This window comes from Nisaea nitritireducens (genome assembly GCF_014904795.1).
In the GTDB taxonomy this organism is placed as follows: Bacteria; Pseudomonadota; Alphaproteobacteria; order Thalassobaculales; family Thalassobaculaceae; genus Nisaea; species Nisaea nitritireducens.
The window spans coordinates 38124-54857 of record NZ_JACZFS010000038.1 but is presented as its reverse complement, the minus strand read 5'-3'; the positions used below and the strand labels follow the sequence as shown (position 1 = coordinate 54857).

The following is a 16734-nucleotide window of genomic DNA, read 5'->3' as shown; positions in this document are numbered from 1 at the left end:
ATTTAAGAATCAGCGGTTCTTGAAACTGGGCTGTCGCTTTTCCGCAAATGCCGACATCCCTTCTTTCTGGTCTTCGGTCGCGAAGGTGGAATGGAACATCCGCCGTTCGAAGTTGATACCTTCAGCCAGAGTGGTCTCATAGGACCGGTCGACAGCCTCTTTCGCCATCAGGACCGACGGACGGGAGAGAGTAGCGATCTTGCCAGCCACCTTGAGCGCTTCGTCCAGCAAATCTGCAGCCGGAATGACGCGGCTCACAAGTCCCGCCCGCTCGGCTTCCTCGGCGTCCATCATCCGTCCGGTCAGGCACATTTCCATGGCCTTTGACTTGCCGACAAAACGGGTCAGACGCTGCGTGCCCCCGGCCCCTGGGATCGTTCCGATGGTGATCTCCGGCTGGCCGAATTTCGCCGTATCGGCGGCCAGAATGAAATCACACATCATCGCCACTTCACAGCCGCCACCGAGCGCATAGCCCGCGACCGCAGCGATCACCGGCTTGCGGCACTGGGTCAGATCTTCCCAGCCGCTGGTGATGAAATCCTGGCTGAACACGTCGGTGAAGCTCTTGCTCTGCATCTCCTTGATGTCGGCGCCGGCGGCGAAAGCCTTCTCGCTGCCGGTAAGCACCATGCAGCCGACCTCGTCATCCGCCTCAAAACCGGCGAGCGCCTTGCTCAGCTCCGCCATCAGCGGACTGGACAGGGCATTCAGCGCCTTTGGCCGGTTCAGGGTGATGAGGCCGACGGCCCCCTTCTTCTCAACCAGTATGTTCTCGTATGGCATCGGATCGCTCCCATTCATCCGTTGCGCGCCAGCGGGACAGGCCCGCCGGTCATCTGGGCAATAAGGAATACCGGACAAGCGTATCAGCACCGTCCGGCGTGAAGTCCAGCGTCAGGCTCTCCCCCTCGCGCTGGTAGGTATTCTCGCCCGCCCTCGTCCAGCCGAGCTGACCGAGGGTTTCCGCATAGAAAGTCTGAATGCCCGCGACCGGCAGCGGTCCGCGGGCAAAGGCAACCACGATCCGCCCGCTGGCTGCATCGAATGCCAGCGAGGCATCGGGAATCTGTTCGAGACCCGGCATCAGGGGCAAATCGGCAAAGCCTTCAACAAAGCCGTCCGCCGCCCATGCCGTCCGGGCAGAAGCCAGCAGCAGGACGAAGACGAACACTCTGACGAGGAGCCGAAGCGCCCGGAGTGCGGACCCGCGCTTGTTGTTTTGCCGGATAGACATGATGGCAGCTTCTACCTCACCGCTGGCAGCGTGGACAATAGAAAGTGGATCGGCCGGACTGAACAATACGGCGGATCGGCCCGTGACCGGGCTCCACCGGGCATGCCGTGCCCTCGCGGTCATAGACGGCGAATTCATGCTGGAAGTAACCGAGCTCCCCGTCCGGCCGGGCATGGTCCCGTAGCGTGGAGCCGCCAGCCCGGATCGCCGCCTGCAGCACCTCCCGGATGTCCCCTGCCAGCCGCTCGGCCCGCGCGCCCTGCACGTTAGCGGCCTTGCGAAGCGGAGAGATACCGGAGCGGAACAGAGCCTCGGAAACATAAATATTGCCCAGCCCCGCGACGACCTTCTGATCCAGCAGAGCTGCCTTGATCGGCGTCTGCTTGCCTTTCAGGGCGGCGGCCAGCGCCGGGCCGTTAAAGGCATTGGAAAGCGGCTCGGGCCCCATCCCGGTAAAATGCTTGTGAGCCGGAAGTTCGGCCTCAGACGCGAGATCCATGGAGCCGAAACGGCGCTGATCGTTGAACCGGATCACTGTGCCGTCCTCGGTGGTGAAGACCACATGATCGTGCCGGTCCAGCTCCGCCGGGCGGGTCTCGTCGATGGTGACCCGGCCGGACATGCCGAGATGCCAGATCAGCACCGTGCCATCTTCCATATGGACGAGCATGTATTTTGCCCGCCGCGACATGCTCGCAACCCGCTGGCCTTCGAGCCGGGCAACGAAATCCTCTGGAAACGGCCAGCGCAGATCCGGACGCCGCTGCTCCACACGCACCAGCCGCTTGCCCTCCATAAAAGGCTGCAGGCCGCGCATTACGGTTTCAACCTCGGGCAATTCAGGCACGTCGCACCCCTTCGCTTCGGCGTCTGTTCCTCTGTACGGGAGCAGGCAGACATGGGCAAGCATGACCGGATGGCCATTGCTTCTCCTGTTGGATTGCCGCTCACTCTGGGCTAGATCACGGGTGGGGCGATCCTTGGGACCGCCTCCATGCGGCAGCGGGATTTGCGCGATGACTGAGAACGCCACCACCCATTTCGGCTTCAAGGATGTGCCAGTCGGCGAGAAAGCCGGGCTGGTGCGCGAGGTTTTCGACTCCGTCGCCGGGCGCTACGACCTGATGAACGACCTGATGAGCCTCGGCATCCACCGGCTCTGGAAGGCCGCGCTGATGGACTGGGTGGCGCCGCGCCCGGACCTTACCCTGCTGGACGTGGCCGGCGGCACCGGCGACATTGCCTTCCGTTACCGGGAACGCGGCGGCGGGCCGGTGATTGTCTGCGATATCAACGAGGCGATGCTGACTGTCGGTCGGGAGCGGGCGGCCGAGAATGGGGTCGAGGACCTGACCTGGACCGTCGGCAATGCCGAGATGCTGCCGATCGAGAGCAATTCGGTCGATCTCTACACCATCGCCTTCGGGCTCCGGAACGTGACCGACATCGACGCCGCCCTGCGCGACGCGCGACGTGTGCTGAAGCCGGGCGGGCGTTTCCTCTGCCTCGAATTCAGCCGTCTCGCCCTGCCGGCGCTCGATCCGGTCTATGATTTCTATTCCTTCAAGGTGCTGCCGGAAATCGGCGCCCGTGTCGCAGACGACCGCGACGCCTATCTCTATCTGGCTGAAAGCATCCGAAAATTCCCGGATCAGGAGCGCTTCGTCGACCGGATCGACGACGCCGGCTTCGGCCGTATCCGCTACCGCAATCTCTCCGGCGGCATCGCGGCCATCCATTCAGCCTGGAAGATCTGACCGATCATGTGGCGCGCCCTTCGTAATCTCGTCCGTCTGTGCAGCTCTGCCTGGATCCTCGCCCGGCACGGCGCGCTGGCTCCGCTTGCCAACGTCCCGCAAGCACCGGCGCTGGCATTCGCGGCGCGGTTTGTCCTGATGTTCCGGGACCGGCGCTATGACCGGCTGCGCCCCGGCGAGCGCCTCGCGGCAGCGCTCAGCGCCCTCGGCCCCAGCTACATCAAGTTCGGCCAGTCCCTCGCCACCCGGTCCGACCTGATCGGCGAGGAGCAGGCACACGATCTTTCCCGCCTGCAGGATCGCCTGAAACCCTTCCCGGTCGCCATTGCCAGGCAGACGCTTGAGGAAGAACTCGGCCGTCCCATCGAAGACGTGTTCAGCAGCTTCGACGAGAAACCGGTTGCCGCCGCCTCCATCGCCCAGGTGCATTTCGCGATCACAACAGACGGCGAGGAAGTCGCGGTCAAGATCCTGCGGCCCGATATCGAGAAACGCTTCGCCCGCGACCTTGACCTGTTTCACTGGATCGCCGAGCTCCTGGAAGAGCACTGGCCCTGGATCCGCCGCCTGAAGCCGGTCGAGGTGATCGACCTTTTCGCCGAAACCGTCGAGATGGAAATGGACCTCCGGATGGAGGCCGCCGCCGCATCCGAGCTGGCCGAGAATTTCGCGGACGACCCGGGTTTCCGGGTACCGCGGGTGAACTGGAGCCGCACTACCGCCCGGGTGATGACTGTCGAGCGGGTGCACGGCACGCGGATCGACGATCTGGAAACGCTGATCGAAAATGGGCAGGAGCCGACGGAAATCCTGCGCCGGGCCGCCACCGCCTTCTTCAACCAGGTGTTCCGCGACGGCTTCTTCCATGCCGACATGCATCCGGGCAACGCCTTCGTGGACGCCGAGGGCCGCGTCGTGCCCGTCGATTTCGGCATCATGGGTCGGCTCGACCAGAAGACCCGCTATTTCCTCGCCGATATGCTGACGGGTTTTATTACCGGGGATTACCGCAAAGTCGCCGAGGTGCATTTCCGGGCCGGGTACGTGCCGGCACACAAAAGCATCGACGCCTTCACCCAGGCCTGCCGCTCCATCGGCGAGCCGCTGCTCGGCCGCCCGCTGCACGAAATCTCGGTCGCCCGTCTGCTGGCGCAGCTGTTCCGCATCACCGAACAGTTCGAGATGGAAACCCAGCCCCAGCTCCTGTTGTTGCAGAAGACCATGGTGGTGGCGGAAGGCGTCGGCCGGACGCTCAATCCCGAGGTCAATATGTGGGAGCTGCCCCGACCGATGATCGAGGACTGGATGCTGGAGCATCGCGGTCCCCAGGCCCGGATCAGGGAAGCTACCTCCCACGCCATCGCCCTCGCCGAGCGCCTGCCGCAGATGGTCGAGACCGCCGACAGGGTGATGGGCTCGCTGACCGAGGGCGGGGTAAAGCTGCATCCCGATACCGTTGCCCGCTTTGCGGAGGAGAGCGCGAAACGCCGCCGCTCTTTCTGGCCGGTCTGGCTGGCGCTCGCAATCGCTGTCGCGGCACTGCTCTTCGGCTGAAAAACCAGCCCCCTGCGCAGCCGGTGCAGTACTGAGCCCGGACACTATTCCACGTCTGAAGGTCCTGACTGTCACCAGTGCTGCCAACAACCGGCTCGACACTCTGGAAGGCAGGATAGACCCGCGTTCAAGTCAGCGCGGCAACGCCGTCGCGCAGATCGGGCGACGCATCGAAACCGCGCATGGCCAGCATCACGGTGCGCGGAATATCCTGCTCCCCCGCTTCATAGTTCTGGACCGTACGGCTGGTCAGCCCAAGTGCAGACGCCGCTATGGTCTGCGACATTCCGTGCCCCTTCCGCCAGGCGCGAAAGAACATGGCAAGCGCTGTCCTGTGCAATGACGTCGCATCGATTTCGATGCCACACGGCCATTCCACGGCAATACCGTCATCGACAATCTTGCCCGCCTCGAAAACCTTCGGGTCGAGAAGTGGCTTCAGCTTCGGCCGGTTCCTGGCCCGCTCGGCAAAATCTATTTCGAGCTTTTCTCCCGTGTGGAAAACCAGCTCGGCCACTGCGGAATGTCCTTCCGTGCGAAAGCAGGCATCCTGGATTCGAAACAGCTCCATCAGTTCAACTCCGCCCACTTCGCTACGATCAACGCACGGTGCTCCGCAGCCCAATCAAGTGCCTCACGAACCTCCCGTGCCGGAAGCCCCGCGAGAATCCTATTATCCTCAAGCGCGACCAGCGCTTCGCGATGATCGGTCGTGATCACATGGAAATGTGGCGGGAGATGGTCGTCGAAATACATCACTATCCTGCAATTCGTGAATATCCTGATTGTCGGCATCCGGTTGACCCGCGCTGCAAATAATACGAAAATTTTTCGTGTTTGTATCCTCAAATATGAGAGGAACAGGCCGGTTTTTCAGCCGCGCCGAGGAAACAACCCTCACGCAGAGTCTCCCGAAGCCATTGCAGCGGTTCCGCCATCTCCGGGATGATAGTGCCCCCTCCTTGCCTCCCGACTGCACCGGCCCTAGAGTCCGCCTCGTCTGAGACATCTGAAAGGTCCGGGACATGGCCTCCGGCAAACGGGTTCTGCTGATCGTCGGCGGCGGCATAGCCGCCTATAAGGCGCTGGAGCTGGTGCGGCTGCTGCGCAAGCGCGGCATTGCCGTGCGCGCGGTGCTGACGAAAGCGGGCGAGGAATTCGTCACGCCGCTTAGTCTCTCGGCGCTGACCGAAGACAAGGTCTATACCGATCTCTTCTCCCTCACCGACGAGGCGGAGATGGGGCATATCCAGCTTTCCCGTTCCGCCGATCTGATTGTCGTCGCGCCGGCCACCGCCGATTTGCTGGCGAAGATGCGGGCCGGGCTGGCGGGCGATCTTGCCTCCACATTGCTGCTTGCCACCGACACGCCGGTGCTGGCCGCACCGGCGATGAATGTCCGAATGTGGACCCATGCGGCGACGCAGGAGAACGTGAAAGTCCTGACGGAGCGCGGCATTTCCTTCATCGGGCCGGACGAGGGCGACATGGCTTGTGGCGAGTTCGGGCCGGGTCGCATGGCCGAGCCTGCGGCGATTGCCGAAGCCGTCGCGGCGCAGCTTGATCCAGCGTCGAAACCTCTGGCAGGCAAGCGCGCCGTGGTCACCAGCGGGCCGACATATGAGCCGATCGATCCGGTGCGCTATATCGCTAACAGGTCTTCCGGCAAGCAGGGCCACGCCATCGCGGCGGCGCTTGCGGCAGCGGGTGCCGAGGTGACACTGGTCACCGGCCCGACGCGGGAGCCCGATCCGGCAGGGGTCACCGTCCAGCATATAGAGACCGCACGGCAGATGCTGTCCGGGGTCGAAGCCGCCCTGCCTGCCGATATTGCCATCTTCGCCGCCGCCGTCGCCGACTGGCGCGTGGCCGAGGAAGCGACGCAGAAGCTGAAGAAGGATGGCAGCGGGGATATCCCGGCGCTCTCCATGACCGAGAACCCGGACATCTTGAAGACGGTTTCCGGGCTCGACGGCAAACGGCCTGCTCTGGTTATTGGTTTCGCAGCCGAAACGGAAAACGTCATCCCCCACGCCACCGAGAAGCGCGCTCGCAAGGGCTGCGACTGGATCATGGCCAACGATGTCAGCCCGGCGACGGGCACCTTCGGCGGGGACGCCAACACCATTCACCTGATCACCGGGGACGGCGCCGAGGACTGGCCCACCCTGAGCAAGAAAGAGGTGGCCGCAAAACTCGCCACCCGCATCACGGAGCATTTCACGGCATGACTTCCGCCACCATCGACGTCCGCGTCCGCCGCCTGTCGCACGGCGCCGATCTTCCGTTGCCGGAATACCAGACACAAGACAGCGCCGGCATGGATCTGATGGCCGCGATTTCCGAGGATGTCGTTCTTGCGCCGGGCGAGCGCACGCTGATTCCTACCGGCCTTTCGATCGCCTTGCCGCCAGGCTTCGAAGCGCAGGTCCGGCCCCGTTCGGGGCTGGCGCTGCGCAATGGCGTTACCCAGTTGAACACGCCCGGCACCATTGATGCGGATTATCGCGGTGAGATCGGCGTTATCCTGATCAATCACGGCCAGCAGCCCTTCACCGTGACCCGCGGCATGCGGATCGCGCAGATGCTGGTGGCGCCGGTGATCCAGGCGCGCTGGCAGGAAGTCGAAGAGCTGGACGAAACAGCACGGGGTAGCGGCGGCTTCGGTTCGACCGGGACCGGGTAGCGCAGCTGACTGGGCGCTGGCGCGCGAACATACACACACTTGTTCCGTATCGGCCGTTTAAGAGCCGGGCGGGATTGACCAGCTTGAGCGGGACAGGACATCCCCGAGGGAGGAACACCAGATGAGCGCAACCGAATTCCGCGGAAAAATCTACGACAGCATCCTTGATACGGTTGGCGGGACACCCCTCGTCCGCGTCTCGAAGCTGGCAGCAGCCAAGGGCGTCAAGGCGGACATCCTTGCGAAGCTTGAGTTCTTCAATCCGCTGGCCTCGGTAAAGGACCGGATCGGCAAGGCGATGATCGAAGCCGCCGAAGCCTCCGGAGAGCTCAAACCGGGCGCCACCATTATCGAGCCGACCAGTGGCAATACCGGCATCGGCCTTGCCTTCGTCGCGGCTGCCAAGGGCTACAAGCTGGTCCTGACCATGCCGGAATCCATGTCGATCGAGCGCCGCAAGATGCTGGCGTTCCTCGGGGCCGAAATTGTGCTGACCGAGGCACCGCTGGGCATGAAAGGCGCAATCGCGAAGGCCGAGGAGCTGGTCGCCAAAACGCCGGGCTCCTTCATGCCGCAGCAATTCGCCAACCCGGCGAACCCGGATATCCATGTCCGCACCACGGCGGAGGAAATCTGGGCGGATACCGGCGGCGATATCGACGCCTTTGTCTCCGGTATCGGCACGGGCGGCACCATCACGGGCGCCGGCGGCGTGCTGAAGCAGCGCAACCCGAAACTCCATGTCGTGGCCGTCGAGCCAGAAGCCAGCCCGGTGCTCTCCGGCGGCAGCCCGGCACCGCACAAGATCCAGGGGATTGGCGCCGGTTTCGTGCCGGACATTCTCGACACGAAGATCTATGACGAGATTATCAAGGTCAGCAACGAGACCGCTATCGAGACCAGCCGCGAGGCAGCCCGCATCGAAGGCTTGCCGGCCGGCATCTCCTCAGGCGCCGCCCTTGCTGCTGCTTTCGAGATCGGCAAGCGCCCGGAAATGGAAGGCAAGCGGATCGTCGTCATCATCCCGAGCTTCGCCGAGCGCTATCTCTCGACCGCCCTGTTCGAGGGCCTCGGGGAATAAGCGGCATGGAACTGAACGACGAACAGTTCCATCGATATGCCCGCCACCTGATTCTGGACGAGGTCGGCGAGGAGGGGCAGGAGCGCCTCCTCTCGGCCCGGGTTCTGGTGATCGGCGCTGGCGGGCTCGGCTCGCCACTGCTGCTCTATCTCGCCGCCGCCGGGGTCGGCACTCTCGGCATTGTCGATGATGATGAAGTCGATCTGACCAACCTGCAGCGGCAGATCGCTCACGGCACCGCTTCGATCGGTATCTCCAAGGTCGCATCGGCGGCGGAGTCCGTCGCCCGGATTAATCCAGGCATTCAGGTGAACCAGTACGAGGAACGGCTGACCGCTGAAAACGCGGCGGCCCTTTTCGCCGACTATGACCTGATCGCCGATGGCAGTGACAATTTCGCCACCCGCTATCTCGTCAACGATGCCGCCTATTTTGCCGGCAAGCCACTGGTCTCCGGCTCCCTGCTCCGCTTCGAGGGTCAGCTTGCGACATTCCGCGGCGGCGTCTCCGGGCATGAGGGCGAGCCCTGCTACCGCTGCCTGTTCCCGACCGAGCCGCCACCGGGGATGATCCCGCGCTGCGAGGAGGCCGGTATTCTGGGGGCGGTCGCCGGTGTCATCGGCACGCTGCAGGCTACCGAAGTGATCAAGGAATTGCTCGATCTCGGCAGCAGCCTTTCCGGTCATCTCCTGATCTATGATGCGCTGGGCCCGACCTTTCGGAAGATGAAAGCCGCCCGCGATCCAGGCTGCGCACTCTGCGGCACCGACCCGAGCATCCGCGAAATCGCCTGATCTCCGCCTCAATTCGGTCCTGATCGTCATGTGTCATATGCCACGTCGATGATCGATATCGGATTGGAAATAATCCGGCCCGTTACCATATCTTCATCTAATCGAGTGAGAATGATGAGGACGCGACTGATTCCGCAATCGGGCGAAATCCAGGTCGGTCCGGGAGAGTAAGAACCATGAATGGGCACAAAGCGAAAAAACGAAACGGCGGCAACGGCGTGGTGCCAAGCGAAGCCGATCTCCAGGCCAGCGGGTCCTGGGGGCTGCCCCTTCTCGGGATCACCCTGGTCCTGAGTCTGGTTCTGGTCGGCGTAATGGTCGGCTCCGGCGACGCCAGCGCGTTTTTCGGCCAGTAAGTGGCGGTCTGTAAACCGGAAGCCTAGAACTCGAGTTCGAGCACCCTGTCAGGTGGCCTGTGGCCGTCGACGAACGTCTTCACGTTCACGATCACCTTTTCCCCCATATCGATCCGTCCCTCGATCGTCGCCGAGCCCATATGCGGCAGCAGCACGACATTGGAGAGGTTCAGCAGCTTCGGGTCGACCTGCGGCTCGTGCTCGAACACATCCAGGCCCGCACCGGCGAAGTCCCGGTTTGACAGCGCCTGAACCAGCGCCTCCTCGTCCACCACCTCGCCGCGCGAGGTGTTGACCAGATAGGCATGCGGTTGCAGCAGCGCGAGCCGACGCGCATTCAGCATGTGGTAGGTGGCAGGTGTGCGCGGGCAGTTCACCGAGACGATATCCATGCGGGACAGCATCTGATCCAGATTGTCCCAATAGGTCGCTTCCAGCTCCTGCTCGATCTCGGGATGCAACCGCCGGCGGTTGTGATAGTGGACCGAAAGCCCGAACCCGCGGGCCCGCTTCGCCACAGCCTGTCCGATCCGGCCCATGCCGATAATGCCGAGGCGCTTGCCGTGGATGCGGTGACCAAGCATCACCGTCGGCCCCCAGCCTTCCCACTTTCCGGAGCGGACCAGCTTTTCGCCTTCGACCAGACGGCGCGGCACCGCAAGGATCAGCGCCATGGTCATGTCCGCCGTATCCTCGGTCAGCACGCCGGGGGTGTTGGTGACGATGATGCCCTTCTTCTTGGCCGCAGGCACATCGATATGGTCGACACCCGTGCCGAAAGAAGCAATCAGCTTCAGACCCGGGCCGGCATCCTCGATCAATTTGGCGTCAAGCTTGTCTGTGACGGTCGGAACAAGAATGTCCGCTTCGGCCATGGCGGCCTTCAGCTGCTCCCTCGAGAACGGCTCATCCGACATGTTCAGCCGCGTATCGAATAGCTCCATCATCCGGGTTTCCACCGGATCCGGAAGCTTCCGCGTGACGATGACAAGCGGCTTACTGGTTGTCATGGATTTATCCTTCGCCCCGAAACCCTGTTCTTCCGGGAAATATCAGGCGTCCGGTGAATTGTCCACAAAGTGGCAAGTATCTCCGCTATATAGCGGCGCGCCCTCTTACTCCACCCCAATCGTAGTGGTAGGGTGGGCCGTCAATCCGGGATACGCACTATGTTTCTGAAACCGCTCTCGCTGATCCTCGCCCTGCTGATCGTCCCGACTTCGTTACTGGCCGGCCTGAATACGGCCGTTCGGGCCGAGACCGTTGGCAGCGTAACCGGCCTGCCGATTCCCCGCTATGTCACGCTTCAGGCCGAAGAGGTCAATGTCCGGACCGGGCCCGGCGTGCGGTATCCGGTGGACTGGGTCTTCGTCCGGGAGAACATGCCGGTCGAGATCGTTTCCGAGTTCGAGAACTGGCGGAAAGTCCGGGATTTTGAAGGCACCGAGGGCTGGGTGCATCAGAGCATGCTGTCAGGCCGGCGTTCCGTACTGGTGATTGGCCGCAACCGGACGCTCCGCCGCGAGTCCGCCGACAGCGCGCCGGCAGTGGCGCATCTGGAGCCGGGCGTGATCGCCTGGCTGGAAAGCTGCGCGCGGGAATGGTGTGAGATTGAAGTATCCGGCCTCAGCGGCTGGGTACACAGATCGGCGATCTGGGGTATCCGCGTGGACGAGTCCCTGCGCTGATAATAGAAGGGCGCTAAAACACAGGGGCGCTAGAATCTCGCGGGCTTTTGATCCGCCCTACAGTTCTTTCGCCTTGAGACGGATAATCAGATCGACCCGCTCGATTTCCGTGCCTTCCGGCGCATCCGGAAGATTGACGAAACCAACCCTCTCCGCCGGGATATCCGTCAGACGCAACTCGTCCTCGACGAAGAAATGATGGTGATCCGTGGTGTTCGTATCGAAATAGGAACGACCGGATTCAACCACGACTTCCCGCAGCAAACCGGATCCGGTGAACTGATGCAAAGTGTTGTAAACCGTGGCGAGCGAAACCGTGATCCCGGCTTCGCCAGCTTCCTTGTGAAGCTGCTCTGCCGTCACGTGACGGTCGCCCGCCGCATACAGAAGATCCGCAAGGGCAAGACGCTGACGCGTCGGGCGCAGTCCGGCCTTCGTCAGGCGCCCGGACAGGCTCTGCGTTTCGCTATGGGTTTCAGCACTACTCATTCCCGGTATCCCATTCGGTCTCTCGGGGTCTCGCCATTCAGGCGCCTCAATCCTTAGACAGAGCGTTAATCCGTCCCATATGTCAAGTCATCGGGCATCTTGCGCCACCTGATTGCTTGCGCTCCCTACTATATTTAGGGTAGGCGGTGCATGAAACGTGAGAGATGGCGCGGTCGCGCGGTTGCAGTCTATCATGGGGCCGAACAAGGTCCCGCCAGACGATAAGCGCTGACGTACGGGAAGGAACGGCATTGTTGGACTTCAAGGAAAAGAACAGCTTCGATTACGAAGACCTGATCAAATGCGCCAAGGGAGAGCTTTTCGGCCCCGGGAATGCGCAGCTTCCAATGCCGCCAATGCTGATGTTCGACCGCATTACCAACCTCTCGACCAGCGGCGGCGCCTACGACAAGGGTGTCGTGACGGCTGAGTTCGACATCAAACCGGATCTCTGGTTCTTCGATTGCCATTTCGTCGGCGATCCGGTGATGCCGGGATGCCTCGGCATGGATGCTCTGTGGCAGCTGCTCGGCTTCACGCTCGGCTGGATGGGCGGACCGGGCTCAGGCCGCGCGATCTCTGTCGGCGAAGTGAAATTCTCCGGTCAGGTACTGCCCTCGGCAAAGCGGCTGACCTACACGCTGGACCTCAAACGCGTTATCATGCGCAAGCTCTATATGGGGATCGCCGACGGCCGCGTTGATTGCGACGGCACCACGGTCTTCGAGGCCAAGGATATTCGCGTCGGACTGTTCCAGAACACGGCTGCCGAAGGAGCAAATTGATATGCGTCGCGTCGTCGTCACCGGGCTCGGGATCGTCTCCAGCATCGGCAACAATGCAGAGGAAGTGACCGCTTCCCTGCGTGCCGGCAAGTCCGGCATCGAATTCGCACCGGACTATGCCGATCTCGGTTTCCGCTCCCATGTCCACGGCTCGATCAAGCTGGACCCGGCGGAACATATCGATCGCAAGCTGATGCGCTTCATGGGTAACGGCGCGGCCTACAATTACATCGCGGCCCAGCAGGCTATCGAAGACGCTGGCCTGGAGCCCGAGGATATCAGCAACCCCATGACCGGCCTGGTCATGGGCTCCGGCGGCCCGTCGACATCCAACATGATGCAAGCCTTCGATACGGCGCGCGAGAAGGGTCCGAAACGGGTCGGCCCCTACATGGTGCCCCGGGTCATGTGCAGCACCAATTCCGCCACCCTGTCGACGGCCTTCAAGATCAAGGGCCTGAGCTATTCCATCTCATCGGCCTGCTCGACCAGCTCGCACTGCGTCGGCAACGCGTATGAACTGGTCCAGATGGGCAAGCAGGACGTCATGCTGGCTGGTGGCGGCGAAGAGCTGCACTGGACGCTCTCCGTTCTGTTCGACGCCATGGGCGCGCTTTCCTCGAAATATAACGACACGCCCGACAAAGCATCGCGCGCATACGATGCCAATCGCGACGGTTTCGTTATCTCCGGCGGCGGCGGGGTGCTCATCCTCGAAGAGCTTGAGCACGCGAAGGCACGCGGCGCCAAGATCTACGGTGAGATCGTCGGGTACGGCGCCACGTCCGACGGCGCCGACATGGTCGCGCCCTCCGGCGAGGGCGGCGTGCGGTGCATGCAGATGGCACTGAAAGACGTTGAAGGTCCGGTCGACTACATCAACGCGCACGGCACCAGTACGCCGGTCGGCGACACGATCGAGCTGGAAGGCATCCGCGAAGTCTTCAAGAACCGAAACGCAATCCCGCCGATCAGTTCTACAAAATCCCTGAGTGGCCATTCGCAAGGCGCGACCGGCGTTCACGAGGCGATTTACACGCTCCTGATGATGAAGAACGACTTCATCGCAGCCTCAGCCAACATCGAAACCGTCGACCCCGAGGTCGAGGACATGCCGATCGTTCGGGAGCGCGTCGACAATGCCGGGCTCCGCGTTGCCATGTCGAACAGTTTCGGATTCGGCGGTACGAACGCCGTGCTAGCCTTCCAGAAATACGACGCCTGATAGCGGAGCGACCGGGATGACCGACCTGATTGACGACGTGGCTGATCAACAGGACACGCAAGCGGCACCCTATAAAGGCCTGATGGCCGGCAAGCGCGGCCTGATCATGGGGGTCGCCAACGACCGATCGATCGCTTGGGGGATCGCAGCCGCAGCCGCCTCGCAAGGCGCCCAGCTGGCTTTCACATACCAGAACGAGTCCCTGAAAAAGCGGGTTCATCCTCTGGCGGAGAGCGTCGGCTCCCCGCTCGCCGTTATGTGCGACGTCTCGGACGACGACGCGCTGGATCGGGCATTCGATGAAATTGGCACTGCCTGGGGCGGTCTGGATTTCGTGCTGCACGCCATCGCCTATTCTGACAAGAACGAATTGAAAGGCCGCTACGCGGACACCTCGCGGGAGAATTTCCTCAACACGCTCGACATCTCCTGCTTCTCCTTCACCAACATCGCCCGCCGGGCATGGCCTCTGATGAAGGACGGCGGCAGCATGCTGACCCTGTCCTATCTCGGCGCCAACCGGACGACGCCGAACTACAATGTCATGGGTGTCGCCAAGGCTGCTCTGGAAGCGAGTGTCCGGTATCTGGCGGCCGATCTGGGCGAACACGGTATCCGGGTCAATGCGATCTCCGCCGGTCCGATGAAGACCCTTGCCGGATCGGCCATCGCCGATGCCCGTCATACCTTCCGCTTCGCAGAGACCAACGCACCGCTGAAACGCAATGCGTCCCTGACGGAAGTCGGGCAGGCCGGCCTCTATCTGCTGAGCGATCTGTCCGCAGGCGTGACAGGGGAAATCCACTATGTGGATGGCGGGTTCCATACCGTCGCCATCCCCAAGCCGGAACGGACGACGGAAGACTGATTCGCGAAGAGAGGTTCGTAAAAGGCCTCAGGAGCGCCGGCTGCGGAGGTCTACAATGCCTTCGCCGCTTTTCAGGTCATATCCCGGCAGCTTTTTCTTCAGCAGGTCCACGGCCAGTCCAGAGGACTGTGGACGCGTGATGCTCAGGATTTTCGGCGACCCGTCACTGGCTTCGAAGGGGAAGAGCAGGCGGAGGAAGTTCCGCTCTTCGCCGTGCGCATAATTACGGTGCACGATCGATAGGTTTGGCCATTTGGTTTCGCGGCAGACCAGGTAATCCTCGAGCTGGCAACGCCGCAGCGCTTCGTCATCAAGCTCAGCGAATTTCATCCCGGTCATATCCGCACCTTTCCAGAAGCCGGTGCCGGCATCCCAGTGCTCGATAAAATAGTTGTCGGGATCTTCCTCACCCACATCGAAAACATGGATGGCGCACTGCGGGGCAATGGCCCTTAGCACTTCGATCTTGAATTTGCCTTCGATCAGGCGCCCCTCGGGATCGCGGGCCTTCTCTATATAGAGTGCGCAGCGCTCCATCTGGTCCGGATCGAGCCCGTGCAGGAGTTCATCGCGCACATAGATCTTGCGGCTGCGGCTAAGATCGCTCTCCCAGACCTTGTAGCCAATGACCGGGTCGACCTGCCCTGGAACCAGAATTTTTCCGCCACTGCCCGTACCGACCGGCTCCCAGTCTTCCGGGATAACCTCGTCCAGCCGCTGCAAGGTTTTCATCGACGCCTCAAAATCGGGGCTATCGATGCCTTTGAGCAATGTGTCGGATATACCCGCTGCTGAAGCGAGTTTGTATTTCCGAATTCCCGTCTCGACGTAATAGCGGTGGCAACGGTGCCGCAATTCCGCTTCGAGCTTCGATATCGCTTGTTTGAATCGGCCCATACCTAAGACCTTATTCCCATTTCTCTGGGAATGCAATTTCCATTTTTCTGGGAATGATTTTCTCACCCATTAGTCTGGCGTAGATTTTTTAAAAATCTTTTATCCAATGTTTTCAAGGGATTTACTGTTTATCGTGCACCGTTGTATGCAATATAGACACGCTAGACGGGTATCCTGAACAATTTACGCTTGCGCTTTCCCATTTTTCTGGGAATAGTGACGATTATAAGAACCCTACTACTTGGAGACACCTCATGGCAGAGAGCTTGAAATCGTCCGAACAGGGTAAAGACATACTCGGATCCGCCCTTAAGACGGTTGAAGACGGTGACCGCGACGCCAGCCGTATGGTGCGCCGCCATTTCCGTTTAGAAAGCAGGCGCACGAGCATCTGCCTCCATCCGGAAGAGTGGTCGATGTTCGATCTCGTCTCGAAAAGGCTCGGCTACAATACCAAGGCGCTGATCAACGAGATTGACCGGACGCGCGGCTCCAGCTCGGTTCCTTCAGCAATGCGGGTTTTCATGCTTGGCTACTGGCGGGATCTCGCCCGGATGAATGCCGGCCGGGCAACTCAGGCCAGCGCAGCGGCCGCCAAGGGTTCATCGGTAATGACCGCATCCACACCCCAGCCAATGAGGCTTGCAGCCCGTTCCGGATCGTTCACCGTATAGGTAAGAATACGGAAGCCTGCCTCTTGGATAGCCGCAATTAAATCGGCATCCAGGCGAGCATGGTTTGGGTGAACCGAAAAACATCCAAGCTCCTCAGCCCCCTCTCGCCATCCCTCTGCCATAGAGTCTGACAAATAGCCTCGGAGAAAATCCGGGGCTTTTTCTTGCGCAATCCGCAAACAGCCCGGCACGAAGCTGGAGACAATGATCCGGTCCGTCAGGTCCGGGCAGAGATCGTTCAGCATGTCCGAGACCAGCTCGGCTGTGTGCACTTCCCGTCCCTTGGTCGGCTTGATTTCCACATTCATGGAGAGCCCCAGAGCACGGCAGCAGGAGATGGCCTCCGCGAAGGTCGGGATACGTTCTCCCGCAAAGCCGGGGCCGAACCAGGCACCGGCATCGAGGGTCTTCAGCGCGGACAGCGTGTGGGCCGCAACCGGTCCGGAGCCGTTGTTCGTGCGGCCCAGTGTCTCATCGTGATGCAGCACCGGCACATCGTCCGCGCTCAACATCACATCAAACTCGACCCACGAAAAACCGGCCTCCGCCGCAAGGCGGAAGCCGGTCAATGTGTTTTCAGGAGCCTCTGCGGCAATCCCGCGATGTCCGACAAAGCGGGACAGCCGGAGGCTCATGGGAAGCG

General features: G+C 61.7%; 21 protein-coding genes. 12 read left to right on the top strand and 9 right to left on the bottom strand.

Translation table 11 applies throughout. From position 1 onward, the window contains the following. Positions 1–9 precede the first annotated feature (9 nt). From IG629_RS13495 to mutM, 3 genes are read right to left on the bottom strand one after another with little or no spacing between them, the layout of a single operon-like run. Entirely contained in the window at positions 10–786 is a 777-nt protein-coding gene (locus IG629_RS13495; RefSeq protein ID WP_193172464.1) for an enoyl-CoA hydratase, read from the bottom strand. Between the two features lie 49 nt (positions 787–835). After that, complete coding sequence (locus tag IG629_RS13490; protein WP_226886692.1) at positions 836–1237, bottom strand: hypothetical protein; 402 nt, start codon at positions 1235–1237, stop codon at positions 836–838. 16 nt (positions 1238–1253) lie between these two features. Then, a complete protein-coding gene (mutM, locus tag IG629_RS13485; protein ID WP_193172463.1) occupies positions 1254–2084 on the bottom strand; it encodes a bifunctional DNA-formamidopyrimidine glycosylase/DNA-(apurinic or apyrimidinic site) lyase in 831 nt (276 codons plus the stop codon). 169 nt (positions 2085–2253) lie between these two features. Here mutM and ubiE point away from each other — a divergent pair, with 169 nt between their 5' ends. Together ubiE and ubiB are read left to right on the top strand one after the other, a co-directional pair. Continuing rightward, on the top strand, positions 2254–2994 hold the full coding sequence (ubiE, locus tag IG629_RS13480; RefSeq protein WP_193172462.1) for a bifunctional demethylmenaquinone methyltransferase/2-methoxy-6-polyprenyl-1,4-benzoquinol methylase UbiE: 741 nt from the start codon (positions 2254–2256) through the stop codon (positions 2992–2994). A gap of 6 nt (positions 2995–3000) precedes the next feature. Continuing rightward, entirely contained in the window at positions 3001–4548 is a 1548-nt protein-coding gene (gene ubiB / locus IG629_RS13475) for a 2-polyprenylphenol 6-hydroxylase (protein ID WP_193172461.1), read from the top strand. 127 nt (positions 4549–4675) lie between these two features. On the opposite strand, the gene IG629_RS13470 is transcribed toward ubiB, so the two are convergent. Next, positions 4676–5119: a helix-turn-helix domain-containing protein gene (locus tag IG629_RS13470; protein ID WP_193172460.1), complete on the bottom strand. Its 444-nt coding sequence runs from the start codon at positions 5117–5119 to the stop codon at positions 4676–4678. Beyond that, a complete protein-coding gene (locus tag IG629_RS13465) occupies positions 5119–5304 on the bottom strand; it encodes a DUF4160 domain-containing protein (RefSeq protein ID WP_193172459.1) in 186 nt (61 codons plus the stop codon). Before IG629_RS13465 ends, IG629_RS13470 begins: the two co-directional genes overlap by 1 nt. Positions 5305–5573: 269 nt before the next feature. On the opposite strand from IG629_RS13465, the gene coaBC reads away from it, so the two are divergent. From coaBC to IG629_RS13440, 5 genes are all read left to right on the top strand, one after another. Continuing rightward, the gene (coaBC, locus tag IG629_RS13460; RefSeq protein ID WP_193172458.1) at positions 5574–6779 is read left to right on the top strand and encodes a bifunctional phosphopantothenoylcysteine decarboxylase/phosphopantothenate--cysteine ligase CoaBC; all 1206 of its coding nucleotides are present in this window, start codon (positions 5574–5576) and stop codon (positions 6777–6779) included. Continuing rightward, the gene (gene dut, locus IG629_RS13455) at positions 6776–7234 is read left to right on the top strand and encodes a dUTP diphosphatase (protein ID WP_193172457.1); all 459 of its coding nucleotides are present in this window, start codon (positions 6776–6778) and stop codon (positions 7232–7234) included. Before coaBC ends, dut begins: the two co-directional genes overlap by 4 nt. 121 nt (positions 7235–7355) lie before the next feature. Beyond that, positions 7356–8315, top strand: a complete 960-nt coding sequence (cysK, locus tag IG629_RS13450) for a cysteine synthase A (protein WP_193172456.1) — start codon at positions 7356–7358, stop codon at positions 8313–8315. 5 nt (positions 8316–8320) lie between these two features. After that, positions 8321–9109 carry a HesA/MoeB/ThiF family protein gene (locus tag IG629_RS13445; RefSeq protein WP_193172455.1) on the top strand — a complete coding sequence of 263 codons (789 nt, stop codon included), beginning with the start codon at positions 8321–8323 and terminating at the stop codon, positions 9107–9109. Between the two features lie 176 nt (positions 9110–9285). Beyond that, positions 9286–9465 carry a hypothetical protein gene (locus IG629_RS13440; protein ID WP_193172454.1) on the top strand — a complete coding sequence of 60 codons (180 nt, stop codon included), beginning with the start codon at positions 9286–9288 and terminating at the stop codon, positions 9463–9465. A 23-nt stretch (positions 9466–9488) separates the two neighbouring features. Here the strand turns inward: IG629_RS13440 and IG629_RS13435 are convergent, their stop codons facing one another. Further along, complete coding sequence (locus IG629_RS13435) at positions 9489–10475, bottom strand: 2-hydroxyacid dehydrogenase (protein ID WP_193172453.1); 987 nt, start codon at positions 10473–10475, stop codon at positions 9489–9491. A gap of 159 nt (positions 10476–10634) precedes the next feature. Here IG629_RS13435 and IG629_RS13430 point away from each other — a divergent pair, with 159 nt between their 5' ends. Then, positions 10635–11153, top strand: coding sequence for an SH3 domain-containing protein (locus IG629_RS13430; protein ID WP_193172452.1), 519 nt, complete (start codon positions 10635–10637; stop codon positions 11151–11153). 57 nt (positions 11154–11210) lie between these two features. Here the strand turns inward: IG629_RS13430 and irrA are convergent, their stop codons facing one another. Then, complete coding sequence (gene irrA, locus IG629_RS13425; RefSeq protein WP_193172451.1) at positions 11211–11642, bottom strand: iron response transcriptional regulator IrrA; 432 nt, start codon at positions 11640–11642, stop codon at positions 11211–11213. A gap of 254 nt (positions 11643–11896) precedes the next feature. Between irrA and fabA the strand changes: the two genes are divergently transcribed. The 3 genes from fabA (at position 11897) to IG629_RS13410 (ending at position 14520) form a co-directional block, all read left to right on the top strand. Beyond that, positions 11897–12427 carry a 3-hydroxyacyl-[acyl-carrier-protein] dehydratase FabA gene (gene fabA, locus IG629_RS13420; RefSeq protein WP_226886691.1) on the top strand — a complete coding sequence of 177 codons (531 nt, stop codon included), beginning with the start codon at positions 11897–11899 and terminating at the stop codon, positions 12425–12427. A gap of 1 nt (position 12428) precedes the next feature. Further along, a complete protein-coding gene (gene fabB, locus IG629_RS13415) occupies positions 12429–13652 on the top strand; it encodes a beta-ketoacyl-ACP synthase I (protein ID WP_193172449.1) in 1224 nt (407 codons plus the stop codon). A gap of 82 nt (positions 13653–13734) precedes the next feature. Continuing rightward, positions 13735–14520 carry an enoyl-ACP reductase FabI gene (locus tag IG629_RS13410; protein WP_193172519.1) on the top strand — a complete coding sequence of 262 codons (786 nt, stop codon included), beginning with the start codon at positions 13735–13737 and terminating at the stop codon, positions 14518–14520. A 27-nt stretch (positions 14521–14547) separates the two neighbouring features. Here IG629_RS13410 and IG629_RS13405 read toward each other — a convergent pair whose 3' ends face one another. After that, a complete protein-coding gene (locus tag IG629_RS13405) occupies positions 14548–15417 on the bottom strand; it encodes a hypothetical protein (RefSeq protein WP_193172448.1) in 870 nt (289 codons plus the stop codon). Between the two features lie 254 nt (positions 15418–15671). On the opposite strand from IG629_RS13405, the gene IG629_RS23015 reads away from it, so the two are divergent. Continuing rightward, entirely contained in the window at positions 15672–16091 is a 420-nt protein-coding gene (locus IG629_RS23015; RefSeq protein WP_193172447.1) for a ribbon-helix-helix domain-containing protein, read from the top strand. Here IG629_RS23015 and ugpQ read toward each other — a convergent pair. Next, a complete protein-coding gene (gene ugpQ / locus IG629_RS13395; RefSeq protein ID WP_193172446.1) occupies positions 15992–16726 on the bottom strand; it encodes a glycerophosphodiester phosphodiesterase in 735 nt (244 codons plus the stop codon). The two genes, IG629_RS23015 and ugpQ, sit on opposite strands and share 100 nt — an antisense overlap. Positions 16727–16734: the final 8 nt, after the last annotated feature.